General features: G+C 56.6%; 23 protein-coding genes. 19 read left to right on the plus strand and 4 right to left on the minus strand.

Features of this window, described 5'->3' with window-relative positions; translation table 11 throughout:
* Positions 1-232 precede the first annotated feature (232 nt).
* From gyrB to dnaA, 4 genes are read right to left on the minus strand one after another with little or no spacing between them, the layout of a single operon-like run.
* Positions 233-2,650 (minus strand): DNA topoisomerase (ATP-hydrolyzing) subunit B, encoded by a 2,418-nt coding sequence (gene gyrB / locus CKW20_RS06810; RefSeq protein ID WP_095052699.1) that lies wholly within the window; start codon positions 2,648-2,650, stop codon positions 233-235.
* Positions 2,651-2,655: 5 nt separating this feature from the next.
* Positions 2,656-3,759, minus strand: a complete 1,104-nt coding sequence (recF, locus tag CKW20_RS06815) for a DNA replication/repair protein RecF (RefSeq protein ID WP_008007898.1) — start codon at positions 3,757-3,759, stop codon at positions 2,656-2,658.
* Positions 3,760-3,779: 20 nt separating this feature from the next.
* Positions 3,780-4,883 (minus strand): DNA polymerase III subunit beta, encoded by a 1,104-nt coding sequence (dnaN, locus tag CKW20_RS06820; protein WP_007903001.1) that lies wholly within the window; start codon positions 4,881-4,883, stop codon positions 3,780-3,782.
* Between the two features lie 39 nt (positions 4,884-4,922).
* Complete coding sequence (gene dnaA, locus CKW20_RS06825; RefSeq protein WP_095052271.1) at positions 4,923-6,443, minus strand: chromosomal replication initiator protein DnaA; 1,521 nt, start codon at positions 6,441-6,443, stop codon at positions 4,923-4,925.
* Positions 6,444-7,010: 567 nt separating this feature from the next.
* Between dnaA and rpmH the strand changes: the two genes are divergently transcribed.
* The 19 genes from rpmH to glmU all read left to right on the plus strand — a co-directional run bounded on the left by rpmH (position 7,011) and on the right by glmU (position 24,482).
* Entirely contained in the window at positions 7,011-7,145 is a 135-nt protein-coding gene (gene rpmH, locus CKW20_RS06830) for a 50S ribosomal protein L34 (protein ID WP_003213577.1), read from the plus strand.
* 16 nt (positions 7,146-7,161) lie between these two features.
* A complete protein-coding gene (rnpA, locus tag CKW20_RS06835; RefSeq protein WP_030132561.1) occupies positions 7,162-7,563 on the plus strand; it encodes a ribonuclease P protein component in 402 nt (133 codons plus the stop codon).
* Positions 7,556-7,801, plus strand: a complete 246-nt coding sequence (gene yidD, locus CKW20_RS06840; protein ID WP_052966011.1) for a membrane protein insertion efficiency factor YidD — start codon at positions 7,556-7,558, stop codon at positions 7,799-7,801. Before rnpA ends, yidD begins: the two co-directional genes overlap by 8 nt.
* A gap of 2 nt (positions 7,802-7,803) precedes the next feature.
* On the plus strand, positions 7,804-9,492 hold the full coding sequence (gene yidC, locus CKW20_RS06845; RefSeq protein ID WP_095052272.1) for a membrane protein insertase YidC: 1,689 nt from the start codon (positions 7,804-7,806) through the stop codon (positions 9,490-9,492).
* Between the two features lie 79 nt (positions 9,493-9,571).
* On the plus strand, positions 9,572-10,942 hold the full coding sequence (gene mnmE, locus CKW20_RS06850; RefSeq protein ID WP_095052273.1) for a tRNA uridine-5-carboxymethylaminomethyl(34) synthesis GTPase MnmE: 1,371 nt from the start codon (positions 9,572-9,574) through the stop codon (positions 10,940-10,942).
* Positions 10,943-11,493: 551 nt separating this feature from the next.
* Positions 11,494-13,392, plus strand: a complete 1,899-nt coding sequence (gene mnmG, locus CKW20_RS06855; protein WP_007903012.1) for a tRNA uridine-5-carboxymethylaminomethyl(34) synthesis enzyme MnmG — start codon at positions 11,494-11,496, stop codon at positions 13,390-13,392.
* Positions 13,389-14,033 carry a 16S rRNA (guanine(527)-N(7))-methyltransferase RsmG gene (gene rsmG, locus CKW20_RS06860; protein ID WP_095052274.1) on the plus strand — a complete coding sequence of 215 codons (645 nt, stop codon included), beginning with the start codon at positions 13,389-13,391 and terminating at the stop codon, positions 14,031-14,033. The genes mnmG and rsmG overlap by 4 nt, the downstream gene beginning before the upstream one ends.
* A gap of 18 nt (positions 14,034-14,051) precedes the next feature.
* On the plus strand, positions 14,052-14,849 hold the full coding sequence (locus CKW20_RS06865) for a ParA family protein (RefSeq protein WP_007934331.1): 798 nt from the start codon (positions 14,052-14,054) through the stop codon (positions 14,847-14,849).
* Between the two features lie 9 nt (positions 14,850-14,858).
* Entirely contained in the window at positions 14,859-15,731 is an 873-nt protein-coding gene (locus tag CKW20_RS06870; protein ID WP_095052275.1) for a ParB/RepB/Spo0J family partition protein, read from the plus strand.
* A gap of 148 nt (positions 15,732-15,879) precedes the next feature.
* Entirely contained in the window at positions 15,880-16,287 is a 408-nt protein-coding gene (locus CKW20_RS06875; protein WP_007903021.1) for a F0F1 ATP synthase subunit I, read from the plus strand.
* Positions 16,288-16,303: 16 nt separating this feature from the next.
* Positions 16,304-17,173: a F0F1 ATP synthase subunit A gene (atpB, locus tag CKW20_RS06880; RefSeq protein WP_095052276.1), complete on the plus strand. Its 870-nt coding sequence runs from the start codon at positions 16,304-16,306 to the stop codon at positions 17,171-17,173.
* A gap of 133 nt (positions 17,174-17,306) precedes the next feature.
* The gene (gene atpE / locus CKW20_RS06885) at positions 17,307-17,564 is read left to right on the plus strand and encodes a F0F1 ATP synthase subunit C (protein ID WP_002555987.1); all 258 of its coding nucleotides are present in this window, start codon (positions 17,307-17,309) and stop codon (positions 17,562-17,564) included.
* Between the two features lie 57 nt (positions 17,565-17,621).
* A complete protein-coding gene (locus tag CKW20_RS06890; protein ID WP_095052277.1) occupies positions 17,622-18,092 on the plus strand; it encodes a F0F1 ATP synthase subunit B in 471 nt (156 codons plus the stop codon).
* A 12-nt stretch (positions 18,093-18,104) separates the two neighbouring features.
* A complete protein-coding gene (locus tag CKW20_RS06895) occupies positions 18,105-18,641 on the plus strand; it encodes a F0F1 ATP synthase subunit delta (RefSeq protein ID WP_007903030.1) in 537 nt (178 codons plus the stop codon).
* Between the two features lie 21 nt (positions 18,642-18,662).
* The gene (atpA, locus tag CKW20_RS06900) at positions 18,663-20,207 is read left to right on the plus strand and encodes a F0F1 ATP synthase subunit alpha (protein WP_095052278.1); all 1,545 of its coding nucleotides are present in this window, start codon (positions 18,663-18,665) and stop codon (positions 20,205-20,207) included.
* Between the two features lie 50 nt (positions 20,208-20,257).
* Complete coding sequence (gene atpG, locus CKW20_RS06905; protein ID WP_095052279.1) at positions 20,258-21,118, plus strand: F0F1 ATP synthase subunit gamma; 861 nt, start codon at positions 20,258-20,260, stop codon at positions 21,116-21,118.
* 27 nt (positions 21,119-21,145) lie between these two features.
* On the plus strand, positions 21,146-22,525 hold the full coding sequence (atpD, locus tag CKW20_RS06910; protein WP_095052280.1) for a F0F1 ATP synthase subunit beta: 1,380 nt from the start codon (positions 21,146-21,148) through the stop codon (positions 22,523-22,525).
* A 45-nt stretch (positions 22,526-22,570) separates the two neighbouring features.
* Positions 22,571-22,996, plus strand: a complete 426-nt coding sequence (locus CKW20_RS06915; RefSeq protein ID WP_010465460.1) for a F0F1 ATP synthase subunit epsilon — start codon at positions 22,571-22,573, stop codon at positions 22,994-22,996.
* Positions 22,997-23,114: 118 nt separating this feature from the next.
* Complete coding sequence (gene glmU / locus CKW20_RS06920; protein WP_095052281.1) at positions 23,115-24,482, plus strand: bifunctional UDP-N-acetylglucosamine diphosphorylase/glucosamine-1-phosphate N-acetyltransferase GlmU; 1,368 nt, start codon at positions 23,115-23,117, stop codon at positions 24,480-24,482.
* Positions 24,483-24,599: the final 117 nt, after the last annotated feature.

Consider the following 24,599-nt stretch of genomic DNA (forward strand, 5'->3'; position numbering starts at 1 on the left):
CACCCTTGCCTCTGGCTAACACTTCCCCTTGCCGGGTGTGTAGAGGACTTGCACCTCCAAGTCACCCGCTTGGCCACCACAGCCAAGCGGGTTGCGCTTGCGCGCAACGCGCCATGCCTGGCGCACCACAAAAAAGGCCAATTCAGAGAATTGGCCTTTTGAGTCGTTTCCGGACGGTCGTCGGATCATCTATTTGTGAAAATGATCAACTATTTTGTGAACCTACACCGGATCAGAAGTCCAGGTTGGAAACCGCCAAAGCGTTGCTTTCGATGAAGTCACGGCGAGGTTCGACCGCATCACCCATCAGGGTGTTGAAGATCTGGTCTGCGCCAATGGCGTCTTCGATGGTCACTTTGAGCATGCGGCGCGAACCCGGATCCATGGTGGTTTCCCACAGCTGATCCGGGTTCATCTCGCCCAGACCTTTGTAGCGCTGGATGGTATGACGCTTGGTGCTTTCGGCCATCAGCCATTCAAGGGCTTCCTTGAACTCGGTGACGGCTTTCTTGCGTTCACCACGCTGAATATAAGCGCCTTCGTCCAGCAAGGTGCTCAGCTGAGCGCCCAGGGAGACGACGGTCTTGTAATCGTTGCTGCCGAAGAAGTCGCGGTTGAAGGTGACGTAGTTCGACAGACCGTGGGAGATCAATTCGACCTCTGGCAGCCAGACGTTACGCTCACGATCTTCTCGCAGGCTGGCTTTGTAAACCAGACCGGATTTTTCGACGGTGCGCAGGCGAACTTCGTATTGAGCCAGCCAATCCTGCATCGCTGCATGATCGGACAATTGCTCCATGCTGACGGCTGGCAGGTAGATGAAGTGCTCGGTCAGTTCCTGTGGGTACAGGCGCGACAGACGCTTGAGGGTCTTCATCACCAGACGGAAATCATTCACCAGACGCTCGAGGGCTTCACCGGAGATACCCGGGGCTTCGTCATTCAGGTGCAGGCTCGCATCTTCCAGGGCCGACTGCGTCATGTACTCTTCCATGGCGTCGTCGTCTTTGATGTATTGCTCTTGCTTGCCTTTCTTGACCTTGTACAGCGGAGGCTGAGCGATGTAGATGTAGCCGCGCTCGATCAGCTCCGGCAACTGACGGAAGAAGAAGGTCAGCAGCAGGGTACGGATGTGCGAACCGTCGACGTCAGCATCGGTCATGATGATGATGTTGTGGTAACGCAACTTCTCGATGTTGTACTCGTCGCGGCCAATGCCGCAGCCCAGCGCGGTGATCAAGGTGCCTACTTCTTGCGAAGAGATCATCTTGTCGAAGCGCGCCTTCTCGACGTTCAGAATCTTGCCCTTCAACGGCAGAATGGCCTGAGTCCTGCGGTTGCGTCCCTGCTTGGCGGAGCCGCCAGCAGAGTCACCTTCCACGAGGTACAGTTCGGAGAGGGCAGGGTCTTTTTCCTGGCAGTCAGCCAATTTGCCCGGCAGGCCGGCGATATCCAGCGCGCCTTTGCGGCGGGTCATCTCACGAGCCTTACGCGCAGCTTCACGCGCACGCGCCGCGTCGATCATCTTGCCGACGACCAGCTTGGCTTCGTTCGGGTTCTCCAGCAGGAAGTCAGAGAAGTACTTGCCCATTTCCTGTTCGACCGCGGTCTTCACTTCGGAAGACACCAGCTTGTCTTTGGTCTGGGAGCTGAACTTCGGATCCGGCACTTTTACCGAAATGATCGCCGTCAGGCCTTCACGGGCATCGTCACCGGTGGTGGCGACTTTGTGCTTCTTCGCCAGACCTTCAGCTTCGATGTAGGTGTTCAGGTTACGCGTCAGGGCGGAACGGAAACCCACCAGGTGAGTACCGCCATCGCGCTGCGGAATGTTGTTGGTGAAGCACAACAGGTTCTCGTTGAAGCTGTCGTTCCACTGCAGGGCGATTTCCACGCCGATGCCGTCTTCACGCTGGATGTTGAAGTGGAACACCTGGTTGACCGCAGTCTTGTTGGTGTTCAGGTATTCAACGAACGCACGCAGACCACCTTCGTACTTGAACAGCTCTTCCTTGCCGCTGCGCTCGTCCTTGAGGACGATGCCGACACCGGAGTTGAGGAAGGACAGTTCGCGAATCCGCTTGGCCAGAATGTCCCAGCTGAAGTGGATATTCTTGAAGGTTTCAGCCGATGGCTTAAAGTGAATCTGGGTACCGGTTGTCTCGCTCTCGCCGACGATTTTCATCGGTTCTTGCGGAACACCGTGGACGTAAGTCTGTTCCCAGATCTTGCCGCTGCGGCGCACTGTAAGAACAAGCTCTTTGGACAGTGCGTTCACCACCGACACACCTACACCGTGCAGACCGCCGGATACTTTGTAGGAGTTGTCGTCGAACTTACCGCCAGCGTGCAGCACGGTCATGATGACCTCGGCCGCCGAGACGCCTTCTTCTTTGTGCACATCTACCGGGATGCCACGACCGTTATCGCGAACGGTGATGGATTCGTCCGGGTGGATGATGATGCTGATGTCGTCGCAATGGCCGGCCAAAGCTTCGTCGATCGAGTTATCGACCACCTCGAACACCATGTGGTGCAGACCACTGCCATCGTCAGTGTCACCAATGTACATACCGGGACGTTTGCGTACGGCATCCAGGCCTTTCAGCACTTTAATGCTCGTTGAGTCGTACGTATTTTCTTCGCTCAATGCCTTCACTCCCGATGGTCGTGGGTCTGGGTGATACGGCCCTGTTCCACGTGGAACAGAGCGACTGGCGTTTCCGTCTGCCAGCCTTCCCTCAATAATTCGTGATCTACACAGGTGATAAAGACCTGGCAGCGTAAGTCTTCCAGCAAGCGGCAAAGCGCGCGACGGTGGTGCTCGTCCAGTTCGGACGGCAGGTCATCCACCAGATAAATACACTGGCCGCGTCGGGCCTGGCTAACCAAATGCCCTTGGGCGATCCGCAATGCACAGACCACTAACTTCTGCTGACCGCGAGACAATATGTCCGCGGCGTTGTGTGCGCCCAATCTAAGGCGCAAATCAGCGCGTTGTGGTCCGGCTTGGGTATGACCCATTTGCTGATCCCGCTGAAGGGACCCGGCGAGTACCGCGCTCAACTCACGGTCTTTGTCCCAACCTCGGTAATAGCTGAGCGTTAAGCCCTCAAGCTCAACCAGTTCGCTCAAGGTCTGTTCAAAGACTGGTTTCAAGGCTTTGATGTAAGCGCGGCGGTATTCATCTATTTCAGCGCTGGCCTGGCACAGTTCCCTGTCCCAAACCGCTTGCGAAACGGCGTCAAGTGTACCATGTCGTAGCCAAGAGTTTCTCTGGCGCAAGGCCTTCTGCAAGCGCTGCCACGTGGACATGAATCGGGGCTCCACGTGGAACACTCCCCAGTCGAGAAACTGCCGGCGAATCTTCGGCGCGCCCTCCAGCAGGCGGAAGCTGTCCGGGTTAATCAATTGCAGCGGCAGGATCTCCGCCAGTTGCGCTGCACTTCGTGCGTTCTGCCCGTCGATGCGGATCTGGAACTCACCCTGGCGGTCGCGAGATATCCCCAACGCGCTGTGTCCACCCTCGGCCAACTCGACTTGGCCAAACACCGTGCACGCCAATTGCTCGTATTGAATGACGGGTAACAGACGGCTGCTACGAAACGAACGGGCAAGCCCCAGCAGATGAATGGCTTCCAGAACACTGGTTTTGCCGCTGCCGTTGGCGCCGTAAAGAATGTTTATTCGGGGGGAGGGGGAGAAGGTCACCGGGTGCAGATTGCGCACCGCGGTGACCGAGACGCGACTTAAGGACATCTAGCTTCTGCTAAGCATGATTACAGACGCATCGGCATGACAACGTAGGCCGAGTCGTCGTTGTCGGACTCTTGCACCAGCGCACTGCTGTTGGAGTCGGACAGGATCAAGCGAACCTGCTCGGTGGTCATCACGCCCAGGACGTCGAGCAAATAGCTCACGTTGAAGCCGATTTCCAGCGAGCCACCGTTGTACTCAACACCTACTTCTTCTTCCGCTTCTTCCTGCTCCGGGTTGTTCGCCTGGATCTTCAGCTGACCATTAGCCAGTTGCAGACGGATGCCACGGTACTTCTCGTTGGACAGAATCGCGGTACGGCTGAACGCTTCACGCAGCGCCTGGCGATCGCCGAGTACCAGCTTGTCGCCGCCTTTAGGCAGAACACGCTCGTAGTCAGGGAATTTACCGTCGACCAGTTTCGAAGTGAAAGTGAACTCGCCGGTGGTGGCACGGATATGGTGCTGGCCCAGCACGATGCTGACGTTGCCGTCCGGTTCGGTCAGCAGACGCGCCAGTTCCAGAATACCTTTGCGCGGTACGATCACCTGATGACGGTCTGGCTGACCGATATCGGCCTGCATCGAGCACATGGCCAGACGGTGACCGTCGGTGGCTACGGCGCGGATGATCCCGGCCGAGACTTCCAGCAGCATGCCGTTGAGGTAGTAACGTACGTCCTGCTGCGCCATCGCGAAGCTGGTGCGTTCGATCAGACGACGCAGTTTGCTTTGCTCGAGGCTACAGGTCAGCGAGCCTGGGCCTTCTTCCACTGTCGGGAAGTCATTGGCCGGCAGGGTCGACAGGGTGAAGCGGCTACGGCCGGCCTTCACCACGAGCTTCTGCTCATCGACCTTGATGTCGATCAGCGCATCGTTCGGCAAGCTCTTGCAGATGTCCATCAGCTTGCGCGCAGGCACAGTGATGGAACCCGGGTCCGCAGGCTCTTCGAGTTGCACACGACCGACCAGCTCGACTTCCAGGTCGGTACCGGTCAGCGACAGTTGCTGGCCTTCGACAACCAGCAGCACGTTGGAGAGCACCGGCAAGGTCTGTCGGCGCTCGACGACGCCTGCGACCAGTTGCAGGGGTTTCAACAGGGCTTCGCGTTGAATGGTGAAATGCATGGTCTAGTCCCTTGCCTTAATAAGCTGCGCTGGTGTTCATCAAGTAGTCAGTGTACGCAGCAGGTTCTTATAGTCCTCGCGGATGTCCGCGTCGGATTCCTTAAGCTCGTTGATCTTGCGGCAGGCGTGCAAAACAGTCGTGTGGTCGCGGCCGCCAAACACATCGCCGATTTCCGGCAAGCTGTGGTTGGTCAGTTCCTTTGACAACGCCATGGCGACCTGACGCGGACGTGCCACCGAGCGTGAACGACGCTTGGACAACAGGTCGGAGATCTTGATCTTGTAATATTCGGCGACGGTGCGCTGAATGTTATCCACAGAGACCAGTTTGTCTTGCAGCGCCAACAAGTCTTTCAGGGATTCGCGAATCAGCTCGATGGTGATATCGCGGCCCATGAAGTGCGAGTGGGCGATCACGCGTTTGAGCGCGCCTTCCAGCTCACGAACGTTGGAGCGAATACGCTGGGCAATGAAGAACGCCGCGTCGTGTGGCAGATCGACTTTGGCCTGGTCGGCCTTTTTCATCAAGATCGCCACGCGGGTTTCCAGCTCCGGTGGCTCGACGGCAACCGTCAGGCCCCAGCCGAAACGTGACTTCAGACGTTCTTCAAGGCCTTCGATTTCTTTCGGGTAGCGGTCACTGGTAAGAATGACCTGCTGGCCACCTTCAAGCAGGGCGTTGAAGGTGTGGAAAAACTCTTCCTGGGAGCGTTCCTTGCGGGCGAAGAACTGAATGTCATCAATCAGCAAGGCATCCACCGAGCGGTAGAAGCGCTTGAACTCATTGATCGCATTCAGCTGCAAAGCCTTGACCATGTCCGCGACAAAACGCTCGGAATGCAGGTACACAACCTTGGCATTCGGATTCTTCTTTAATAGGTGGTTACCCACAGCATGCATCAAGTGGGTTTTACCCAAGCCGACACCACCATAAAGGAAGAGCGGGTTGTAGCCGTGCTTGGGGTTGTCCGCAACCTGCCAGGCCGCAGCCCGGGCGAGTTGGTTGGACTTGCCTTCGACGAAGTTCTCGAAGGTAAAGGTGCGGTTCAGGTAGCTGGTGTGCTTGAGCGCGCCTTCGACCTGGACCGTGCGCTGCTCGGAGCGGACCGGGGCCTGTTGCGAACTGGCGCCGGCCATTGGATCGAAGCTGTCGCGGGACGGCTCTTCACTGACTTCAGCAACTTTTTGTGTCGCGCGTTTGGTCGGAGCAGCTGCCGGAACTGGTGCTGGAGCGCTGACAGGCGCTTGAGCGGCCTGAGCCTGGGACGCCGCAGCAGCCAACGGGGCATTGGGTGCCGCCCGCGGTGTCGAACTGCGTTTGCTGCCTATTAATAAGGAAAGCGCCGGCGCCAGGCCATTGCCATGCTCATCCAGCAGTTCAAGGACGCGTCCCAGGTACTTTTCATTGACCCAGTCGAGAACAAAACGATTCGGCGCGTAGACACGCAGCTCGTCGCCTTCGGCTTCGACCTGTAGTGGACGGATCCAAGTGTTGAATTGTTGGGCAGGCAGCTCATCGCGCAGAAGCTCTACGCACTGCTGCCAAAGTTCCACTGACACGGATATCCCCTAAGTTGAAAGCCGGTGAGGCAAAAACAAGCGGTCATTGTAGCGACCAGTCGTCCACTTATCCACATGCAGGTTGCGCACAGGGCATGATTTATCAATGCGTTAACCCTGGAAAAGAAGACCAACGGTATGTGCATAAGCTCTGTGGATAACCACCCATGAGGGCACTGGACAAGTGGGGGCGAAACTCAGTGGATAACCTGCCTGTGGATAACTAGCCTTTTCACACACAGCTTATCCGACAGTGCAGCACAGGCTGACCACTGTTTTCCACCGTAGTTGTCATTCTCTGTACATCACGGTTTAGAGGGGCTAAAGCCAGTTATCCACAGATGATCGTGTGCCTAGCTTTTATAAGCTTTACAGAAAAGCTTTAAATAATTTCCTTCTTTATTTCTATATCTAGCCAGCGACCTTCGGCGAGCAAATCGTCTGGAGATCTATTTATAAGGAAACGCTGGTTGGAAATTGACCTAGAGGCTTGCTTTCTCTAGAATCCCCGGTCTCTTAAAACGGGGGCCATTCCGGCCCGTTGTGGACGAACCAGGTAACACGACAATGAAACGTACTTTCCAACCAAGCACTATCAAACGCGCTCGTACCCACGGTTTCCGTGCTCGCATGGCCACCAAGAACGGTCGTGCCGTCCTGTCGCGTCGTCGCGCCAAAGGTCGTGCGCGTCTGGCAGTTTGATAATCCGGCACTGGAGGTGAGTCAGGACTTCAGTCGGGAAAAGCGTCTGCTTACCCCCCGGCATTTCAAGGCAGTCTTTGACTCCCCTACCGGCAAGGTTCCGGGGAAAAATCTCCTGCTCCTTGCGCGCAACAACGATCTTGATCACCCCCGTCTCGGGCTGGTTATCGGGAAAAAGAGCGTAAAGCTCTCCGTCGAGCGCAATCGCCTCAAACGTCTGATGCGCGAATCGTTTCGCCTGAACCAGGATTTACTGGTCGGTTGGGACATCGTTATTGTCGCGCGCAAAGGTTTGGGTGACGTAGAAAGCCCCGAATTGATTCAGCATTTCGGCAAACTCTGGAAACGTCTGGCACGCAGCAAGCCGGTACCAGCAGCCAAAACCGAAACAGTAGGGGTAGACAGTCCCGATGCGTAAACTGGCGCTCGTTCCGATCCAGTTTTATCGCTATGCCATTAGTCCTTTGATGGCCAGTCACTGTCGTTTCTACCCCAGTTGTTCCTGCTACGCGTATGAAGCCATTGAAAATCATGGCCTTCTGCGCGGTGGCTGGCTGACCTTTCGTCGTTTAGGTCGCTGTCATCCGTGGAATCCCGGTGGTTATGACCCGGTTCCATCTATCCCTACCTCCCGTTCTTCTTCGATGGCCGAGTAATCATGGATATCAAACGCACGATCCTGATCGTCGCCCTGGCAATCGTGTCCTACGTTATGGTTCTTAAATGGAACCAGGACTATGGCCAGGCTGCCCTGCCGACTCAGAATGTTGCTTCCAGTACTACCGCACCGGGCCTACCGGACACGGCGACTGGCAATAATGCTTCTGTCAGTGACGACATTCCACGCGCCACAAGCGATACCAGTGCAACTGCACCTGCTGAAACGCCAGTGGCTGCAAGCAAAGACCTCATCCAGATCAAAACGGATGTGCTCAACCTGGCCATCGATCCACAAGGTGGTGATGTTGCCCAGTTGACGTTGCCGCTATATCCACGTCGCCAGGACCATCCGGAAATTCCATTCCAGCTGTTCGATAACGGCAACGAGCGGACTTATCTGGCACAGAGCGGCCTGATCGGCACCAACGGTCCGGACGCAAGTCCTGCCGGTCGTCCGGTTTACTCCTCCGAGAAGAAGATTTATCAACTGGCTGACGGTCAGGACCAATTGGTCGTGGACCTCAAGTTCAGCAAAGACGGCGTCAACTACATCAAGCGTTTCACACTGAAACGTGGCCTGTATGACGTAACCGTTTCCTACCTGATCGACAACCAGAGCGCTCAGCCCTGGTCCGGTGCAATGTTCGCGCAACTGAAGCGCGATGCCAGCTCCGATCCTTCTTCCAGCACCGCCACCGGCACCGCGACTTACCTCGGCGCCGCCCTGTGGACAAGTAACGAGCCGTACAAGAAAGTGTCGATGAGCGACATGGACAAGGCTCAGCTGAAAGAAACTGTCACCGGTGGTTGGGTTGCCTGGTTGCAGCACTACTTCGTGACTGCATGGATTCCGGTCAAGGGCGAAAACAACATCGTCCAGACCCGTAAAGACAGCAAAGGCAACTACATCATCGGCTACACCGCCCCGGCAATGACTGTTGCGCCAGGTGCAAAAGCTGAAACCAGCGCCGTTCTGTACGCAGGTCCGAAAAGCCAGGCTGTGCTGAAAGAGTTGTCCCCAGGTCTGGAACTGACTGTCGACTACGGCATTCTGTGGTTCATTGCCCAACCAATCTTCTGGTTGCTGCAAAATATCCACGCACTGGTTGGTAACTGGGGCTGGTCGATCATCTTCCTGACCATGCTGATCAAGGGGATTTTCTTCCCGCTGTCGGCTGCCAGCTACAAATCCATGGCGCGCATGCGTGCAGTAGCACCGAAACTGGCCGCGCTGAAAGAGCAACATGGCGACGACCGGCAGAAAATGTCGCAAGCCATGATGGAGCTGTACAAGAAAGAGAAGATCAATCCACTGGGTGGCTGCTTGCCAATCCTCGTGCAGATGCCGGTTTTCCTTTCGCTGTACTGGGTTCTGCTGGAAAGCGTGGAAATGCGTCAGGCGCCGTTCATGCTGTGGATTACTGACCTGTCGATCAAGGATCCGTTCTTCATTCTGCCGATCATCATGGGCGCAACCATGTTCATCCAGCAGCAGTTGAACCCGACTCCTCCGGATCCGATGCAGGCGAAGGTCATGAAAATGATGCCAATCATCTTCACCTTCTTCTTCCTGTGGTTCCCGGCGGGCCTGGTGCTGTACTGGGTTGTGAACAACGTGCTGTCCATCGCACAACAGTGGTACATCACGCGTAAGATCGAAGCGGCTGCCAAAAAAGCCGAGGCGTAACTTACTCTGTGGATAACCACTCAAAACGCCCCCTAGTGGGGCGTTTTGCTATCTGTCACTTTTGTCTGGATACCGGTTTATGAGCATTCCTCGTGAAACCATCGCTGCCGTCGCTACCGCTCAAGGTCGCGGCGGTGTGGGCATCGTCCGTATTTCCGGGCCGCTGGCGAGTCTGGCAGCCAAAGCCATCAGCGGTCGCGAACTGAAACCGCGGTTTGCCCATTACGGCCCGTTCCTCAGTGCAAACGAAGAGGTGCTGGACGAAGGCATCGCGCTATATTTCCCGGGACCGAATTCGTTCACCGGCGAAGATGTGCTTGAGCTGCAGGGTCACGGTGGCCCGATCGTTCTGGACATGCTGCTCAAGCGTTGCCTGGAACTGGGCTGTCGTCTGGCTCGGCCGGGTGAATTCAGCGAGCGCGCCTTCCTCAACGACAAGCTCGATCTGGCTCAGGCCGAAGCCATTGCCGACTTGATCGAGGCCAGTTCTGCACAGGCGGCACGAAATGCCCTGCGATCGTTGCAGGGGGCGTTTTCCCAGCGTGTGCATAACCTCACCGAGCAACTGATAGGCCTGCGCATTTACGTCGAAGCAGCCATCGACTTCCCCGAAGAAGAAATCGACTTCCTCACCGATGGCCACGTGCTGAGCATGCTCGACAAAGTACGCGACGAATTATCCACAGTGCTGCGTGAAGCCGGGCAAGGGGCCTTGCTCCGTGACGGCATGACCGTGGTGATCGCGGGCCGGCCGAATGCCGGCAAGTCCAGCCTGCTGAATGCCTTGGCTGGACGAGAAGCCGCGATCGTCACCGAAATTGCGGGCACTACCCGAGACATTCTTCGCGAACATATCCACATCGATGGCATGCCGTTGCACGTGGTCGACACTGCCGGCCTGCGGGATACCGATGATCAGGTGGAGAAAATTGGTGTCGAACGGGCATTGAAAGCTATTGGCGAGGCAGATCGGGTACTGCTGGTGGTCGATGCCACAGCTCCCGAGGCCCTTGATCCATTTTCCTTGTGGCCTGAATTCCTCGAAACCCGCCCTGACCCGGCAAAAGTTACGCTGATCCGTAATAAAGCTGACCTGACGGGCGAAGCGATTGCCCTGGAGGTCAGTGACGATGGCCATGTCACAATCAGCCTCAGTGCCAAATCCGCCGGCATGGGACTGGAACTGTTGCGCGAACATCTCAAGGCCTGCATGGGTTACGAGCAGACCTCCGAAAGCAGCTTCAGTGCTCGCAGGCGTCACCTGGAGGCACTGCGTCATGCGAGTGCGTCCCTCGAGCATGGCCGAGCGCAGCTGACATTAGCGGGTGCTGGTGAACTGCTGGCTGAAGATTTGCGGCAGGCGCAGCAGTCTTTGGGTGAGATCACCGGCGCGTTCAGCTCCGATGATCTGCTGGGAAGGATCTTTTCCAGCTTCTGTATCGGTAAATAATCCCTTTCGCTGTCCACAGACAGGCCGTTCGGGCCTGTCTGTTCTCTCCTTTTCTGAAATTTTCGCCCAGTGCCGAGCAGATTCTTCCCTTGAGCGGTTTTTCCTTGCCCGGGATTTACTCATTCGGCGACTTTTCTGTGGATTAAGCCCTGTGAATAAGTGCCGCTGAGGGCAGTTGATAACAAGGCCTGAAAACTGAAGATAACCACCTCTGTGGATAACCATCCCTTTCATCCACAGGCTTACACCGGTTATCCAAGGGCCTCCTTGGCACATGACCACAGGGTTTTGAATCTCTGTACACATTGAAAATAAAGGGCTGTATCAATCTATCCACAGAAAGGTTGGTCAGTAGAAATAAACATAAAAACAAAGATTTAATAAATTTCTCTCTTTTTAATTTCTATAACCTCGACTTCTCCACAGCTGGTTAAATTTTGTGCAAAGGGTTCTTTAGGAAGGGCGAAGTCCCTATACTTGCCGACCAGGTCCAAAAACCTGAGCTCAAACTATTTCCGGATTACCTGACTGAAGCAGGCACGAGGTGCGTGGTGGATTTCCCTTCCCGTTTTGAAGTGATCGTCATCGGCGGCGGTCATGCCGGTACCGAGGCAGCACTGGCGTCAGCACGTATGGGGGCAAAAACCCTGTTGCTGACGCATAACGTGGAAACCCTCGGTGCCATGAGTTGCAACCCCGCCATTGGTGGGATCGGCAAAAGCCATTTGGTTAAAGAAATCGATGCCCTGGGCGGCGCGATGGCCATGGCTACCGATAAAGGCGGTATTCAGTTTCGCGTATTGAACAGCCGCAAAGGCCCAGCCGTGCGTGCAACCCGCGCTCAGGCAGATCGGGTTCTGTACAAGGCCGCTGTCCGCGAAGCTCTGGAAAACCAGCCGAACCTGTGGATATTTCAACAGGCTGCTGACGACCTGATCGTCGAGCAGGAACAAGTGCGCGGTGTTGTCACCCAAATGGGCCTGCGTTTCTTCGCAGATTCCGTGGTGTTGACCACTGGCACCTTCCTTGGTGGACTTATCCACATCGGCATGCAGAATTATTCCGGCGGTCGCGCCGGTGATCCGCCGTCGATTGCTCTGGCTCATCGCCTGCGCGAACTGCCATTGCGGGTCGGTCGCCTGAAAACCGGTACACCGCCGCGTATCGACGGTCGTACTGTGGATTTCTCGGTGATGACCGAGCAGGCAGGCGATACGCCGATTCCGGTGATGTCGTTCATGGGCTCCAAAGAGCAGCATCCGAAACAGGTCAGCTGCTGGATTACCCACACCAATGCCCGTACCCACGAAATCATTGCCGCCAACCTCGACCGTTCGCCGATGTATTCCGATGCTGGGTTGATCGAAGGCATCGGCCCGCGTTATTGCCCATCGATCGAAGACAAGATTCACCGCTTTGCCGACAAGGAAAGCCATCAGGTCTTCATCGAGCCGGAAGGTTTGACCACGCACGAGCTGTACCCGAACGGGATATCCACTTCCCTTCCGTTCGACGTGCAGCTGCAGATCGTGCAATCGATCCGCGGCATGGAAAACGCGCACATCGTTCGTCCGGGCTACGCCATCGAGTACGACTACTTCGACCCGCGTGACCTGAAATACAGCCTGGAAACCAAAGTGATCGGCGGTTTGTTCTTCGCCGGGCAAATCAACGGCACCACCGGTTACGAAGAAGCCGGCGCCCAGGGTTTGCTGGCCGGAGCCAACGCCGCACTGCGTGCTCAGGGCAAAGATGCCTGGTGCCCGCGTCGCGACGAGGCGTACATCGGCGTTTTGGTCGACGACCTGATTACCCTGGGTACCCAGGAACCGTATCGGATGTTCACGTCCCGCGCCGAATACCGTTTGATCCTGCGCGAAGACAACGCCGACCTGCGCTTGACCGAAAAAGGTCGCGAATTGGGTCTGGTGGATGACGTGCGTTGGGCAGCGTTCTGCAAGAAACGCGAAAGCATCGATCTGGAAGAGCAACGCCTGAAAAGTACCTGGGTTCGCCCGGGCACCGAGCAGGGCGATGCGATTTCCGAAAAGTTCGGCACACCGCTGACCCACGAATACAATTTGCTCAACCTGCTGAGCCGTCCGGAAATCGACTACGCTGGTTTGATCGCCGTGACCGGTGGGGGCGCAGAAGATCCACAGGTCGCCGAACAGGTCGAAATCAAGACCAAATACGCCGGTTACATCGATCGTCAGCAAGATGAAATCGCGCGCCTGCGGGCCAGCGAAGACACCAAACTGCCTGTGGATATCGATTACACGAACATCTCCGGTCTCTCGAAAGAGATCCAGAGCAAGCTCGGCGCGACCCGTCCAGAGACATTGGGGCAGGCGTCGCGTATTCCGGGCGTGACCCCGGCAGCGATTTCGCTGTTGATGATTCATTTGAAAAAACGCGGCGCGGGCCGTCAGTTGGAGCAAAGCGCTTGAGTTCGTTGGTCACCTCGCAACACGCCGAAGAGTTATCCACAGGTGCTCGCCAGCTCGGTGTCAACCTGACGGAAGCCCAGCATGCACAGCTGCTGGGTTATCTGGCCCTGTTGATAAAATGGAACAAGGCTTACAACCTCACCGCCGTGCGCGATCCAGACGAAATGGTTTCAAGGCATTTGCTCGACAGCCTGAGCGTTATGTCCTTCATCGAAAACGGTCGTTGGCTGGATGTGGGCAGTGGCGGCGGCATGCCAGGGATTCCCTTGGCGATCCTGTTTCCCGAGTCGCAAGTGACCTGCCTGGACAGCAACGGCAAGAAAACCCGCTTCCTGACCCAGGTCAAACTCGAACTCAAACTGGATAACCTGCAAGTTATCCACAGTCGCGTAGAAGCCTTCCAGCCGGAACTGCCATTCAACGGGATCATTTCCCGGGCGTTCAGCAGCATGGAGAACTTCAGCAACTGGACTCGCCATTTAGGCGATGCCGATACACGTTGGCTGGCAATGAAGGGCGTTCATCCCGCTGATGAGCTGGTAGCATTGCCGACAGACTTCCACCTCGATAGCGAACACGCCCTGGCCGTACCTGGTTGCCAAGGCCAACGCCATCTGCTGATACTGCGCCGCACGGCATGATTGGGAACACAAGCAAGAATGGCTAAGGTATTCGCGATAGCGAACCAAAAGGGTGGTGTGGGCAAGACCACCACCTGCATCAACCTCGCAGCTTCCCTGGTTGCTACCAAGCGTCGGGTGCTGTTGATCGATCTTGATCCACAGGGCAACGCCACCATGGGTAGCGGTGTGGATAAACACGGCCTGGAAAATTCGGTCTACGACCTGCTGATCGGTGAATGCGATCTGGCCCAGGCCATGCATTATTCCGAACACGGTGGTTACCAGTTGCTGCCGGCCAACCGTGACCTGACCGCGGCCGAAGTCGTTCTGCTGGAAATGCAGATGAAGGAAAGTCGTCTGCGCAGTGCGTTGGCGCCGATCCGTGAAAACTACGATTACATTTTGATCGACTGCCCGCCGTCGCTGTCGATGTTGACACTCAACGCACTGGTTGCCGCCGACGGGGTGATTATCCCCATGCAGTGCGAGTACTTCGCGCTCGAAGGGTTGAGCGACCTTGTGGATAACATCAAACGCATTGCCGAACTGCTGAACCCGAACCTGAAAGTCGAAGGCCTGTTGCGGACCATGTACGACCCGCGTCTGAGCCTGATGAACGACGTATCGGCGCAGCTCAAGGAACACTTCGGCGATCAGCTCTACGACACCGTGATTCCGCGCAACATCCGTCTGGCCGAAGCGCCAAGCTATGGGATGCCGGCGCTTGCGTACGACAAATCATCGCGGGGCGCGATTGCCTACCTGGCATTGGCCGGCGAGATGGTTCGCCGTCAACGCAAAAACTCACGCACCGCCGCTGCTCAGGCAACTTAAGGAATCCCCATGGCCGTCAAGAAACGAGGTCTCGGACGTGGACTGGATGCACTGCTGAGTGGTCCGACTGTCAGCGCGCTGGAAGAACAGGCCGTACAGGCCGATCAACGTGAACTGCAGCACCTGCCGCTGGACCTGCTCCAGCGTGGCAAATACCAGCCGCGGCGGGACATGGACTCACAAGCGCTTGAGGAGCTGGCGCAATCGATCAAGGCCCAGGGCGTGATGCAGCCGATCGTGGTTCGTTCGATCGGCGGCGGCCGCTTCGAAATCATCGCTGGCGAACGCCGCTGGCGCGCGAGCCAGCAGGCTGGTCAGGAAACCATCCCGGCAATGGTTCGCGATGTATCGGATGAAACCGCCATCGCCATGGCGCTGATCGAGAACATCCAGCGCGAAGACCTCAATCCGATCGAAGAAGCGGTGGCCCTGCAGCGTTTGCAGCAGGAATTCCAGCTGACTCAGCAACAAGTGGCCGAGGCAGTGGGTAAGTCCCGCGTCACCGTCGCCAACCTGTTGCGTCTGATTGCGTTGCCGGAAGTCATCAAAACCATGCTGTCTCACGGTGACCTGGAAATGGGTCATGCCCGTGCCTTGCTCGGTTTGCCGGAAAATCAACAAGTTGAAGGGGCGCGACACGTTGTCGCACGGGGTCTGACTGTGCGCCAGACTGAAGCACTGGTTCGCCAGTGGTTGAGTGGCAAACCGGAGCCTGTGGAACCTGCAAAACCGGACCCGGATATCGCCCGACTCGAGCAGCGCCTGGCCGAGCGCCTAGGCTCTGCGGTGCAGATCCGCCACGGAAAGAAGGGTAAGGGGCAGCTAGTGATCGGCTACAACTCTCTTGATGAGCTTCAAGGTGTGCTTGCACACATCCGCTGAAACAATTCCTCATGTAGCGTGAAGTCGGAAATCACTACCTGACAGTTGAATAGGGGCAGAACCGCCCCTATACTCTGCGCGCATTTTGTCGGCACAAATTATGCCAGGTTATTGAATTCTGGCAGCCGACCATTGGGGAGCAAAAGAGATGGAAAACCGCACGCCAGACCGCTTGCCGTTCCATCGCCTGGCAGTTTTTCCGGTGTTAATGGCTCAATTTGTCGTTTTGCTGATTGCCGCTTTGGCGCTCTGGCAATGGCATGGAGTCGTTGCCGGGTACTCAGGACTCTGCGGAGGCCTGATAGCCTTGCTTCCCAATATTTATTTCGCTCACAGGGCATTTCGGTTTTCCGGCGCCCGAGCAGCTCAAGCCATCGTCCGGTCTTTTTATGCCGGCGAGGCGGGCAAACTGATTTTGACGGCAGTGCTGTTTGCATTGACGTTTGCAGGTGTGAAGCCATTGGCGCCGTTAGCAGTATTCGGCGTCTTCGTGCTGACCCAACTGGTTAGCTGGTTCGCTCCCCTGCTAATGAGAACAAGACTTTCGAGACCTTAGGGCGTTTGAGGCAACCATGGCAGAGACAACCGCTTCGGGCTATATCCAGCACCACTTGCAGAACCTGACCTTCGGTCAGCACCCAACTGGCGGGTGGGGTTTTGCCCACACCGCAGCAGAAGCCAAAGAAATGGGCTTCTGGGCTTTCCACGTCGATACTCTCGGCTGGTCGGTCGCGTTGGGTCTGATTTTCGTTCTTCTTTTCCGCATGGCGGCGAAAAAGGCGACTTCCGGTCAACCAGGCGCCCTGCAGAACTTCGTCGAAGTTCTGATCGAGTTCGTCGACGGCAGCGTGAAAGATACTTTCCACGGCCGCAATCCATTGATCGCGCCATTGGCCCTGACGATTTTTGTCTGGGTGTTCCTGATGAACGCCGTCGACCTGATACCGGTCGACTGGATTCCGCAGGTGGCCGCCATCATTTCCGGCGACCCGCATCTGGTCTTCCGTGCCGTTCCGACCACTGACCCGAATGCGACCCTGGGCATGTCCCTGTCGGTATTCGCGCTGATCATCTTCTACAGCATCAAGGTCAAGGGTATCGGCGGTTTCATCGGCGAACTGACCCTGCACCCGTTCGGCAGCAAGAACATCTTCGTTCAAGCCCTGCTGATCCCGGTGAACTTCCTGCTGGAGTTCGTGACGCTGGTGGCCAAGCCAATCTCTCTGGCACTGCGTCTGTTCGGCAACATGTACGCCGGCGAGCTGGTCTTCATTCTGATTGCTGTGATGTTCGGCAGCGGTCTGCTCTGGCTTAGTGGCCTGGGCGTAGTTCTGCAGTGGGCGTGGGCTGTGTTCCACATCCTGATCATCACCCTGCAGGCGTTTATCTTCATGATGCTGACCATCGTTTACCTGTCGATGGCGCACGAAGAGAACCATTAAGACCAGTCTCGACTGGTCTGATGTCCCACCCGGTAAAACGGGTGGGTGCCCGAACAGGGCTATGAAACGATTTGTTTTACCGCTTTAAAATCTAAAAAACCTAAACCATACGACGTAAAAGTCGGGAGGAAAGATGGAAACTGTAGTTGGTCTAACCGCTATCGCTGTTGCACTGTTGATCGGCCTGGGCGCACTGGGTACCGCAATTGGTTTCGGCCTGTTGGGCGGCAAGTTCCTGGAAGGCGCAGCGCGTCAGCCAGAAATGGTTCCAATGCTGCAAGTCAAAATGTTCATCGTTGCCGGTCTGCTCGACGCCGTAACCATGATCGGTGTTGGTATCGCTTTGTTCTTCACCTTCGCGAACCCATTCGTTGGTCAACTCGCTGGCTAATCACTCGAACCTTCGAGTTGATTGGTGTGATGTGCAACGAACGAGCGAGGTGTTGGCGTGAACATTAATGCAACCCTGATTGGCCAGTCCGTTGCGTTCTTCATTTTTGTACTGTTTTGCATGAAGTTCGTGTGGCCTCCGGTCATCGCGGCTTTGCACGAACGTCAGAAGAAGATCGCGGATGGACTGGACGCTGCCAGCCGAGCAGCTCGCGACCTGGAGTTGGCCCATGAGAAAGTGGGTCAGCAACTGCGCGAAGCGAAAGCTCAGGCAGCCGAAATCATTGAGCAAGCCAAGAAACGCGGTAACCAGATCGTCGAAGAGGCTGTTGAAAAAGCCCGTATCGACGCTGACCGTGTGAAGGCTCAGGCTCAGGCCGAGATCGAGCAGGAACTGAACAGTGTCAAAGACGTGCTGCGTGCCCAACTGGGTGCACTGGCTGTCGGCGGCGCCGAGAAGATCCTGGGTGCCACAATCGATCAAAACGCGCACGCGGAGCTGGTAAACAAACTGGCTGCTGAAATTTAAGCGAGGGCGATCATGGCAGAATTGACCACGTTGGCCCGACCTTACGCTAAGGCAGCCTTCGAGCACGCCCAGGCCCACCAGCAACTGGCCTCTTGGTCAGCCATGCTCGGCCTGGCTGCAGCAGTGTCGCAAGACGACACCATGCAGCGCGTGCTCAAGGCCCCGCGACTGACGAGCGCAAACAAGGCCGCCACGTTTATTGACGTGTGCGGCGACAAGTTTGATGCCAAGGCACAGAACTTCATTAACGTCGTTGCCGAAAACGACCGTCTCCCGCTTTTGCCGGAGATATCCGCTCTGTTCGACCTGTACAAGGCCGAACAAGAGAAGTCGGTAGACGTTGAAGTGACCAGTGCTTTTGCATTGAACCAAGAACAGCAAGACAAACTCGCCAAGGTTCTCAGTGCACGACTCAACCGGGAAGTGCGCCTGCAAGTCGAGGAAGACAAATCCCTGATTGGGGGCATTGTCATCCGCGCCGGCGACCTGGTTATCGATGGCTCGGTTCGCGGCAAACTCGCAAACCTTGCCGAAGCATTGAAATCTTGAGTTTGAAGGGGCAGCAGAGCAATGCAGCAACTCAATCCTTCCGAAATAAGTGAAATTATCAAGGGCCGCATCGACAAGCTCGATGTGACCTCCCAAGCCCGTAACGAAGGCACTGTCGTCAGCGTATCTGACGGTATCGTGCGGATTCACGGTCTGGCCGACGTCATGTACGGCGAGATGATCGAGTTTCCGGGCGGCGTCTTCGGTATGGCTCTCAACCTCGAGCAAGACTCTGTAGGTGCCGTTGTATTGGGCGCTTACCAGTCTCTGGCTGAAGGCATGAGCGCCAAGTGCACTGGCCGCATCCTCGAAGTTCCGGTTGGTAAGGAACTGCTGGGTCGCGTAGTCGACGCACTGGGTAACCCTGTTGACGGCAAAGGTCCACTGGGCAACACCTTGACCGACGCGGTCGAGAAAGTTGCACCGGGCGTGATCTGGCGTAAGTCGGTAGACCAGCCTGTACAGACTGGCTACAAGGCTGTCGATGCCATGATCCCTGTCGGCCGTGGCCAGCGTGAGCTGATCATAGGTGACCGTCAGATCGGTAAAACCGCTCTGGCGATCGACGCGATCATCAACCAGAAAAACAGCGGCATTTTCTGCGTCTACGTAGCGATCGGTCAGAAGCAATCGACCATCGCCAACGTGGTTCGCAAGCTGGAAGAAAACGGCGCTCTGGCCAACACGATCATCGTGGCTGCCAGTGCTTCGGAATCTCCTGCGCTGCAGTTCCTGGCACCGTACTCCGGTTGCACCATGGGTGAATTCTTCCGCGACCGCGGTGAAGACGCGCTGATCGTTTATGACGATCTGTCCAAGCAAGCAGTGGCTTACCGCCAGATTTCCCTGCTGCTGCGCCGTCCACCGGGCCGTGAAGCTTACCCAGGCGACGTGTTCTATCTCCACTCCCGTCTGCTGGAGCGCGCATCCCGCGTTTCGGAAGAATACGTAGAGAAGTTCACCAACGGCGCAGTGACCGGCAAAACCGGTTCCCTGACCGCACTGCCGATCATTGAAACCCAGGCTGGCGACGTTTCCGCGTTCGTTCCGACCAACGTGATTTCCATCACCGACGGTCAGATCTTCCTGGAATCGGCCATGTTCAACTCGGGCATCCGTCCTGCTGTGAACGCCGGTGTTTCGGTATCCCGTGTGGGTGGTGCCGCTCAGACCAAGATCATCAAGAAGCTGTCCGGTGGTATCCGTACCGCTCTGGCTCAGTACCGTGAACTGGCGGCATTCGCCCAGTTCGCTTCTGACCTGGACGAAGCGACCCGTAAGCAACTTGAGCATGGTCAGCGCGTTACCGAGCTGATGAAGCAGAAGCAATACGCACCAATGTCGATCGCTGACATGGCGCTGTCGCTGTATGCCGCTGAGCGTGGGTTCCTGACTGACGTCGAAATCACCAAGATCGGCAGCTTTGAACAAGCGCTGATTGCTTTCTTCAACCGCGATCACGCCGATTTGATGGCGAAGATCAACGTGAAGGGTGACTTCAATGACGAAATCGACGCTGGCATGAAAGCCGGTATCGAGAAGTTCAAGGCCACCCAAACCTGGTAAGCCGCAGCGGGAGCCGCAAGGCTCCCGCTTGCTAACCTGATAGGTGTTACATGGCAGGCGCAAAAGAGATTCGCAGTAAGATTGCGAGCATCAAAAGCACGCAAAAGATTACCAGCGCCATGGAAAAAGTGGCGGTCAGCAAAATGCGCAAGGCACAAATGCGCATGGCTGCTAGCCGTCCTTACGCGGAGCGCATCCGCCAGGTTATTGGCCATCTGGCCAACGCCAACCCGGAATATCGCCACCCATTCATGATCGACCGTGAAATAAAGCGCGTCGGTTACGTTGTGGTGAGCAGTGACCGTGGTCTGTGTGGTGGCTTGAACACCAACCTGTTCAAGGCCCTGGTCAAGGACATGGCGGTAAACCGCGAAAACGGCGTCGAGATTGATCTGTGTGTAGTGGGTAGCAAGGGTGCGGCTTTCTTCCGCAACTTCGGCGGTAACGTCGTTGCAGCTATCAGCCACCTGGGTGAAGAGCCGTCGATCAATGACCTGATCGGCAGCGTCAAGGTGATGCTGGATGCCTACCTGGACGGCCGTATTGACCGCCTGTCCGTGGTGTCCAACAAGTTCATCAACACCATGACGCAACAGCCTACCGTGGAGCAGTTGATTCCACTGGTGGCAACCCCGGATCAAGAACTCAAGCACCACTGGGATTATCTGTACGAACCGGACGCCAAAGAGCTGCTTGACGGCTTGATGGTCCGTTACGTGGAGTCGCAGGTCTACCAGGCGGTGGTCGAGAACAACGCGGCTGAACAAGCTGCGCGGATGATCGCGATGAAGAACGCTACCGACAACGCCGGTGATTTGATCAGCGATTTGCAGCTGGTCTACAACAAGGCGCGTCAGGCTGCGATCACCCAAGAGATCTCGGAAATCGTCGGCGGCGCTGCCGCGGTTTAACGGTTCAAATATTCAGAGGATCCAGCTATGAGTAGCGGACGTATCGTTCAAATCATCGGCGCCGTTATCGACGTGGAATTTCCACGCGACAGCGTACCGAGCATCTACAACGCGCTGACAGTTCAAAGCGCGGCCGGGACCACCCTGGAAGTTCAGCAGCAGCTGGGCGACGGCGTGGTTCGTACCATTGCGATGGGTTCCACCGAAGGCTTGAAGCGCGGTCTGGACGTCATCGACTCCGGCACAGCCATCTCCGTACCCGTCGGTAAAGCGACCCTGGGCCGGATCATGGACGTTCTGGGTAACCCGATCGACGAAGCTGGCCCGATCGACACCGAAGAGCGCTGGGGCATTCACCGTCCTGCGCCATCCTTCGCTGAACAAGCGGGCGGCAACGACCTGCTGGAAACCGGCATCAAGGTTATCGACCTGGTTTGCCCGTTCGCCAAGGGTGGTAAAGTCGGTCTGTTCGGTGGTGCCGGTGTAGGCAAAACCGTAAACATGATGGAACTGATCCGTAACATCGCCATCGAGCACAGCGGTTATTCCGTGTTCGCCGGTGTGGGTGAGCGTACTCGTGAGGGTAACGACTTCTACCACGAGATGAAGGATTCCAACGTTCTGGACAAAGTGGCACTGGTTTACGGTCAGATGAACGAGCCGCCGGGTAACCGTCTGCGCGTAGCCTTGACCGGCCTGACCATGGCCGAGAAGTTCCGTGACGAAGGTAACGACGTTCTGCTGTTCGTCGACAACATCTATCGTTACACCCTGGCCGGTACTGAAGTATCCGCACTGCTGGGCCGTATGCCTTCTGCAGTAGGTTACCAGCCGACCCTGGCCGAAGAGATGGGCGTTCTGCAAGAACGTATCACTTCGACCAAAGAAGGTTCGATCACCTCGATCCAGGCGGTATACGTACCGGCGGATGACTTGACCGACCCGTCGCCAGCGACCACCTTCGCCCACTTGGACGCTACCGTCGTTCTGTCCCGTGACATCGCTTCCCTGGGTATCTACCCGGCGGTCGATCCACTCGACTCGACTTCGCGTCAGCTGGACCCGAACGTAATCGGCCAGGACCACTACGACACCGCTCGCGGCGTTCAGTATGTTCTGCAGCGTTACAAAGAACTGAAGGACATCATTGCGATCCTGGGTATGGACGAGCTGTCGGAAGCCGACAAGCAGTTGGTAAACCGTGCTCGTAAGATCCAGCGCTTCTTGTCGCAGCCGTTCTTCGTGGCTGAAGTCTTCACCGGTGCTTCGGGTAAATACGTTTCCCTGAAAGACACCATTGCTGGCTTCAAAGGCATCCTCAACGGTGACTACGACCACCTGCCAGAACAAGCGTTCTACATGGTCGGCGGCATCGAAGAAGCGATCGAGAAAGCCAAGAAACTGTAATCCCGGCGCCCGGCAACGGGCGCTAATTTAGGTTGAGGCAATCAGATGGCTATGACAGTCCATTGCGATATCGTCAGCGCGGAAGGGGAAATCTTTTCCGGCCTGGTCGAGATGGTGGTTGCGCACGGTGCACTGGGTGATCTTGGTATCGCCTTGGGTCACGCGCCGCTGATCACTAATCTCAAGCCGGGTCCTATCCGCTTGATCAAGCAGGGCGGGGAAGAGGAGGTGTATTACATCTCCGGCGGTTTCCTCGAGGTTCAGCCGAACATGGTCAAGGTTCTTGCCGACACCGTGCAACGTGCTGCCGACCTGGACGAAGCCTCCGCTCAGGAAGCCGTTAAGGCTGCCGAGAAGGCCTTGCATGAGCGGGGCGCGGAATTCGATTACGGTTCTGCTGCCGCACGTCTGGCCGAGGCTGCAGCTCAGCTGCGCACCGTCCAGCAAATCCGCAAGAAGTTTGGCCATTAAATCGGCCTTCGACTTTTTGTGCGATTGATTAAAAAGGGTAGCCTCGGCTACCCTTTTTTCTTTTCTGACTTTCATCACCCGGTCGCAGTCGCTGACCCCCCAGGATTAGTAGCCTGTCATGTCTCTTGAAATCGTTATCCTCGCTGCCGGCCAAGGCACTCGCATGCGTTCGGCCTTGCCGAAAGTCCTGCATCCTGTTGCCGGTAATTCGATGCTTGGCCATGTTATCCACAGTGCCCGGCAACTTGATCCCCAGCGCATCCATGTGGTGATCGGCCATGGTGCAGAAGTCGTGCGCGAGCGTCTGGCCGCCGATGACCTGAATTTCGTCCTGCAGGACCAACAGCTGGGTACCGGTCATGCAGTGGCCCAGGCTGTGCCGTTCATCGAGTCCGACACGGTGCTGATTCTGTACGGCGACGTGCCGTTGATCGAAGTCGAAACCCTGCAACGCTTGCTCAAGCATGTCGTGCCAGGGCAGATGGGCCTGCTGACCGTTGAACTGGACGATGCGACTGGTTATGGCCGCATCGTGCGCGACACTGACGGTAAAGTTGCAGCCATTGTTGAACACAAGGACGCCAACGAGGCTCAACGTGCTATCAACGAAGGCAATACCGGCATCCTTGCTGTTCCTGCCGATCGCTTGGCCGACTGGACGAGCCGTCTGTCGAACAACAATGTACAGGGTGAGTACTACCTGACCGATGTCATCGAAATGGCGGTCAGCGATGGTCTGGTGGTGGCTACCGAGCAACCCCTTGACTCTATGGAAGTGCAGGGCGCCAACGATCGCAAGCAACTGGCCGAGCTTGAGCGTCATTATCAGCTGCGCGCCGCTCGTCGTTTGATGGCTCAAGGCGTAACCCTGCGTGACCCGGCACGTTTCGATGTGCGTGGCGAAATCACCGTCGGTCGGGACGTGCTGATCGACATCAACGTGATCCTCGAAGGCAAAGTGGTCATTGAGGATGACGTGGTGATTGGCCCGAACTGCGTGATCAAGGACAGCACCCTGCGTAAAGGCGTGGTGATCAAGGCCAACAGCCATATCGAAGGCGCGATGCTCGGTGAAGGCAGCGATGCCGGTCCGTTCGCTCGTTTGCGTCCGGGCACGGTGCTGGAAGCTCGCGCGCATGTGGGTAACTTCGTTGAGCTGAAGAATGCCCACCTGGGCGAGGGCGCCAAGGCCGGTCACCTGACGTATCTGGGCGACGCTGAGATCGGTGCGCGCACCAACATCGGCGCGGGCACCATCACCTGTAACTATGATGGCGCCAACAAGTGGAAAACCGTGTTGGGTGAAGATGTGTTCATCGGTTCCAACAACTCGTTGGTGGCGCCTGTGGATATCTCAGCGGGTGCGACGACGGCGGCCGGTTCGACCATTACCCAGAATGTGGATAAGGCTCAGTTGGCCGTGGGTCGGGCTCGGCAGAAGAACATCGATGGCTGGAAACGGCCGGAGAAGGTCAAGAAGAGTTAAGTTATCCACAAAGGTGTATCCGGCTTTAGTTATTCACAGCCTGATTGATCTAATCGCGGGCAAGCCCCGCTCCCACAAGGTTTCGTGGGAGTGGACTTGCCCGCGATGTTTTTATCC

This window comes from Pseudomonas sp. Irchel s3b2, from assembly GCF_900187445.1.
Lineage (GTDB): Bacteria > Pseudomonadota > Gammaproteobacteria > Pseudomonadales > Pseudomonadaceae > Aquipseudomonas.

Coding starts and splice junctions, on each gene's coding strand:
- recF (WP_008007898.1), bottom strand. CDS start 3,759: ATGTCCTTAAGTCGCGTCTCGGTCACCGCGGTGCGCAATCTGCACCCG.
- dnaN (WP_007903001.1), bottom strand. CDS start 4,883: ATGCATTTCACCATTCAACGCGAAGCCCTGTTGAAACCCCTGCAACTG.
- rpmH (WP_003213577.1), top strand. CDS start 7,011: ATGAAACGTACTTTCCAACCAAGCACTATCAAACGCGCTCGTACCCAC.
- yidD (WP_052966011.1), top strand. CDS start 7,556: ATGCGTAAACTGGCGCTCGTTCCGATCCAGTTTTATCGCTATGCCATT.
- yidC (WP_095052272.1), top strand. CDS start 7,804: ATGGATATCAAACGCACGATCCTGATCGTCGCCCTGGCAATCGTGTCC.
- mnmE (WP_095052273.1), top strand. CDS start 9,572: ATGAGCATTCCTCGTGAAACCATCGCTGCCGTCGCTACCGCTCAAGGT.
- CKW20_RS06865 (WP_007934331.1), top strand. CDS start 14,052: ATGGCTAAGGTATTCGCGATAGCGAACCAAAAGGGTGGTGTGGGCAAG.
- CKW20_RS06870 (WP_095052275.1), top strand. CDS start 14,859: ATGGCCGTCAAGAAACGAGGTCTCGGACGTGGACTGGATGCACTGCTG.
- CKW20_RS06875 (WP_007903021.1), top strand. CDS start 15,880: ATGGAAAACCGCACGCCAGACCGCTTGCCGTTCCATCGCCTGGCAGTT.
- atpB (WP_095052276.1), top strand. CDS start 16,304: ATGGCAGAGACAACCGCTTCGGGCTATATCCAGCACCACTTGCAGAAC.
- atpE (WP_002555987.1), top strand. CDS start 17,307: ATGGAAACTGTAGTTGGTCTAACCGCTATCGCTGTTGCACTGTTGATC.
- CKW20_RS06895 (WP_007903030.1), top strand. CDS start 18,105: ATGGCAGAATTGACCACGTTGGCCCGACCTTACGCTAAGGCAGCCTTC.
- atpA (WP_095052278.1), top strand. CDS start 18,663: ATGCAGCAACTCAATCCTTCCGAAATAAGTGAAATTATCAAGGGCCGC.
- atpG (WP_095052279.1), top strand. CDS start 20,258: ATGGCAGGCGCAAAAGAGATTCGCAGTAAGATTGCGAGCATCAAAAGC.
- atpD (WP_095052280.1), top strand. CDS start 21,146: ATGAGTAGCGGACGTATCGTTCAAATCATCGGCGCCGTTATCGACGTG.
- CKW20_RS06915 (WP_010465460.1), top strand. CDS start 22,571: ATGGCTATGACAGTCCATTGCGATATCGTCAGCGCGGAAGGGGAAATC.
- glmU (WP_095052281.1), top strand. CDS start 23,115: ATGTCTCTTGAAATCGTTATCCTCGCTGCCGGCCAAGGCACTCGCATG.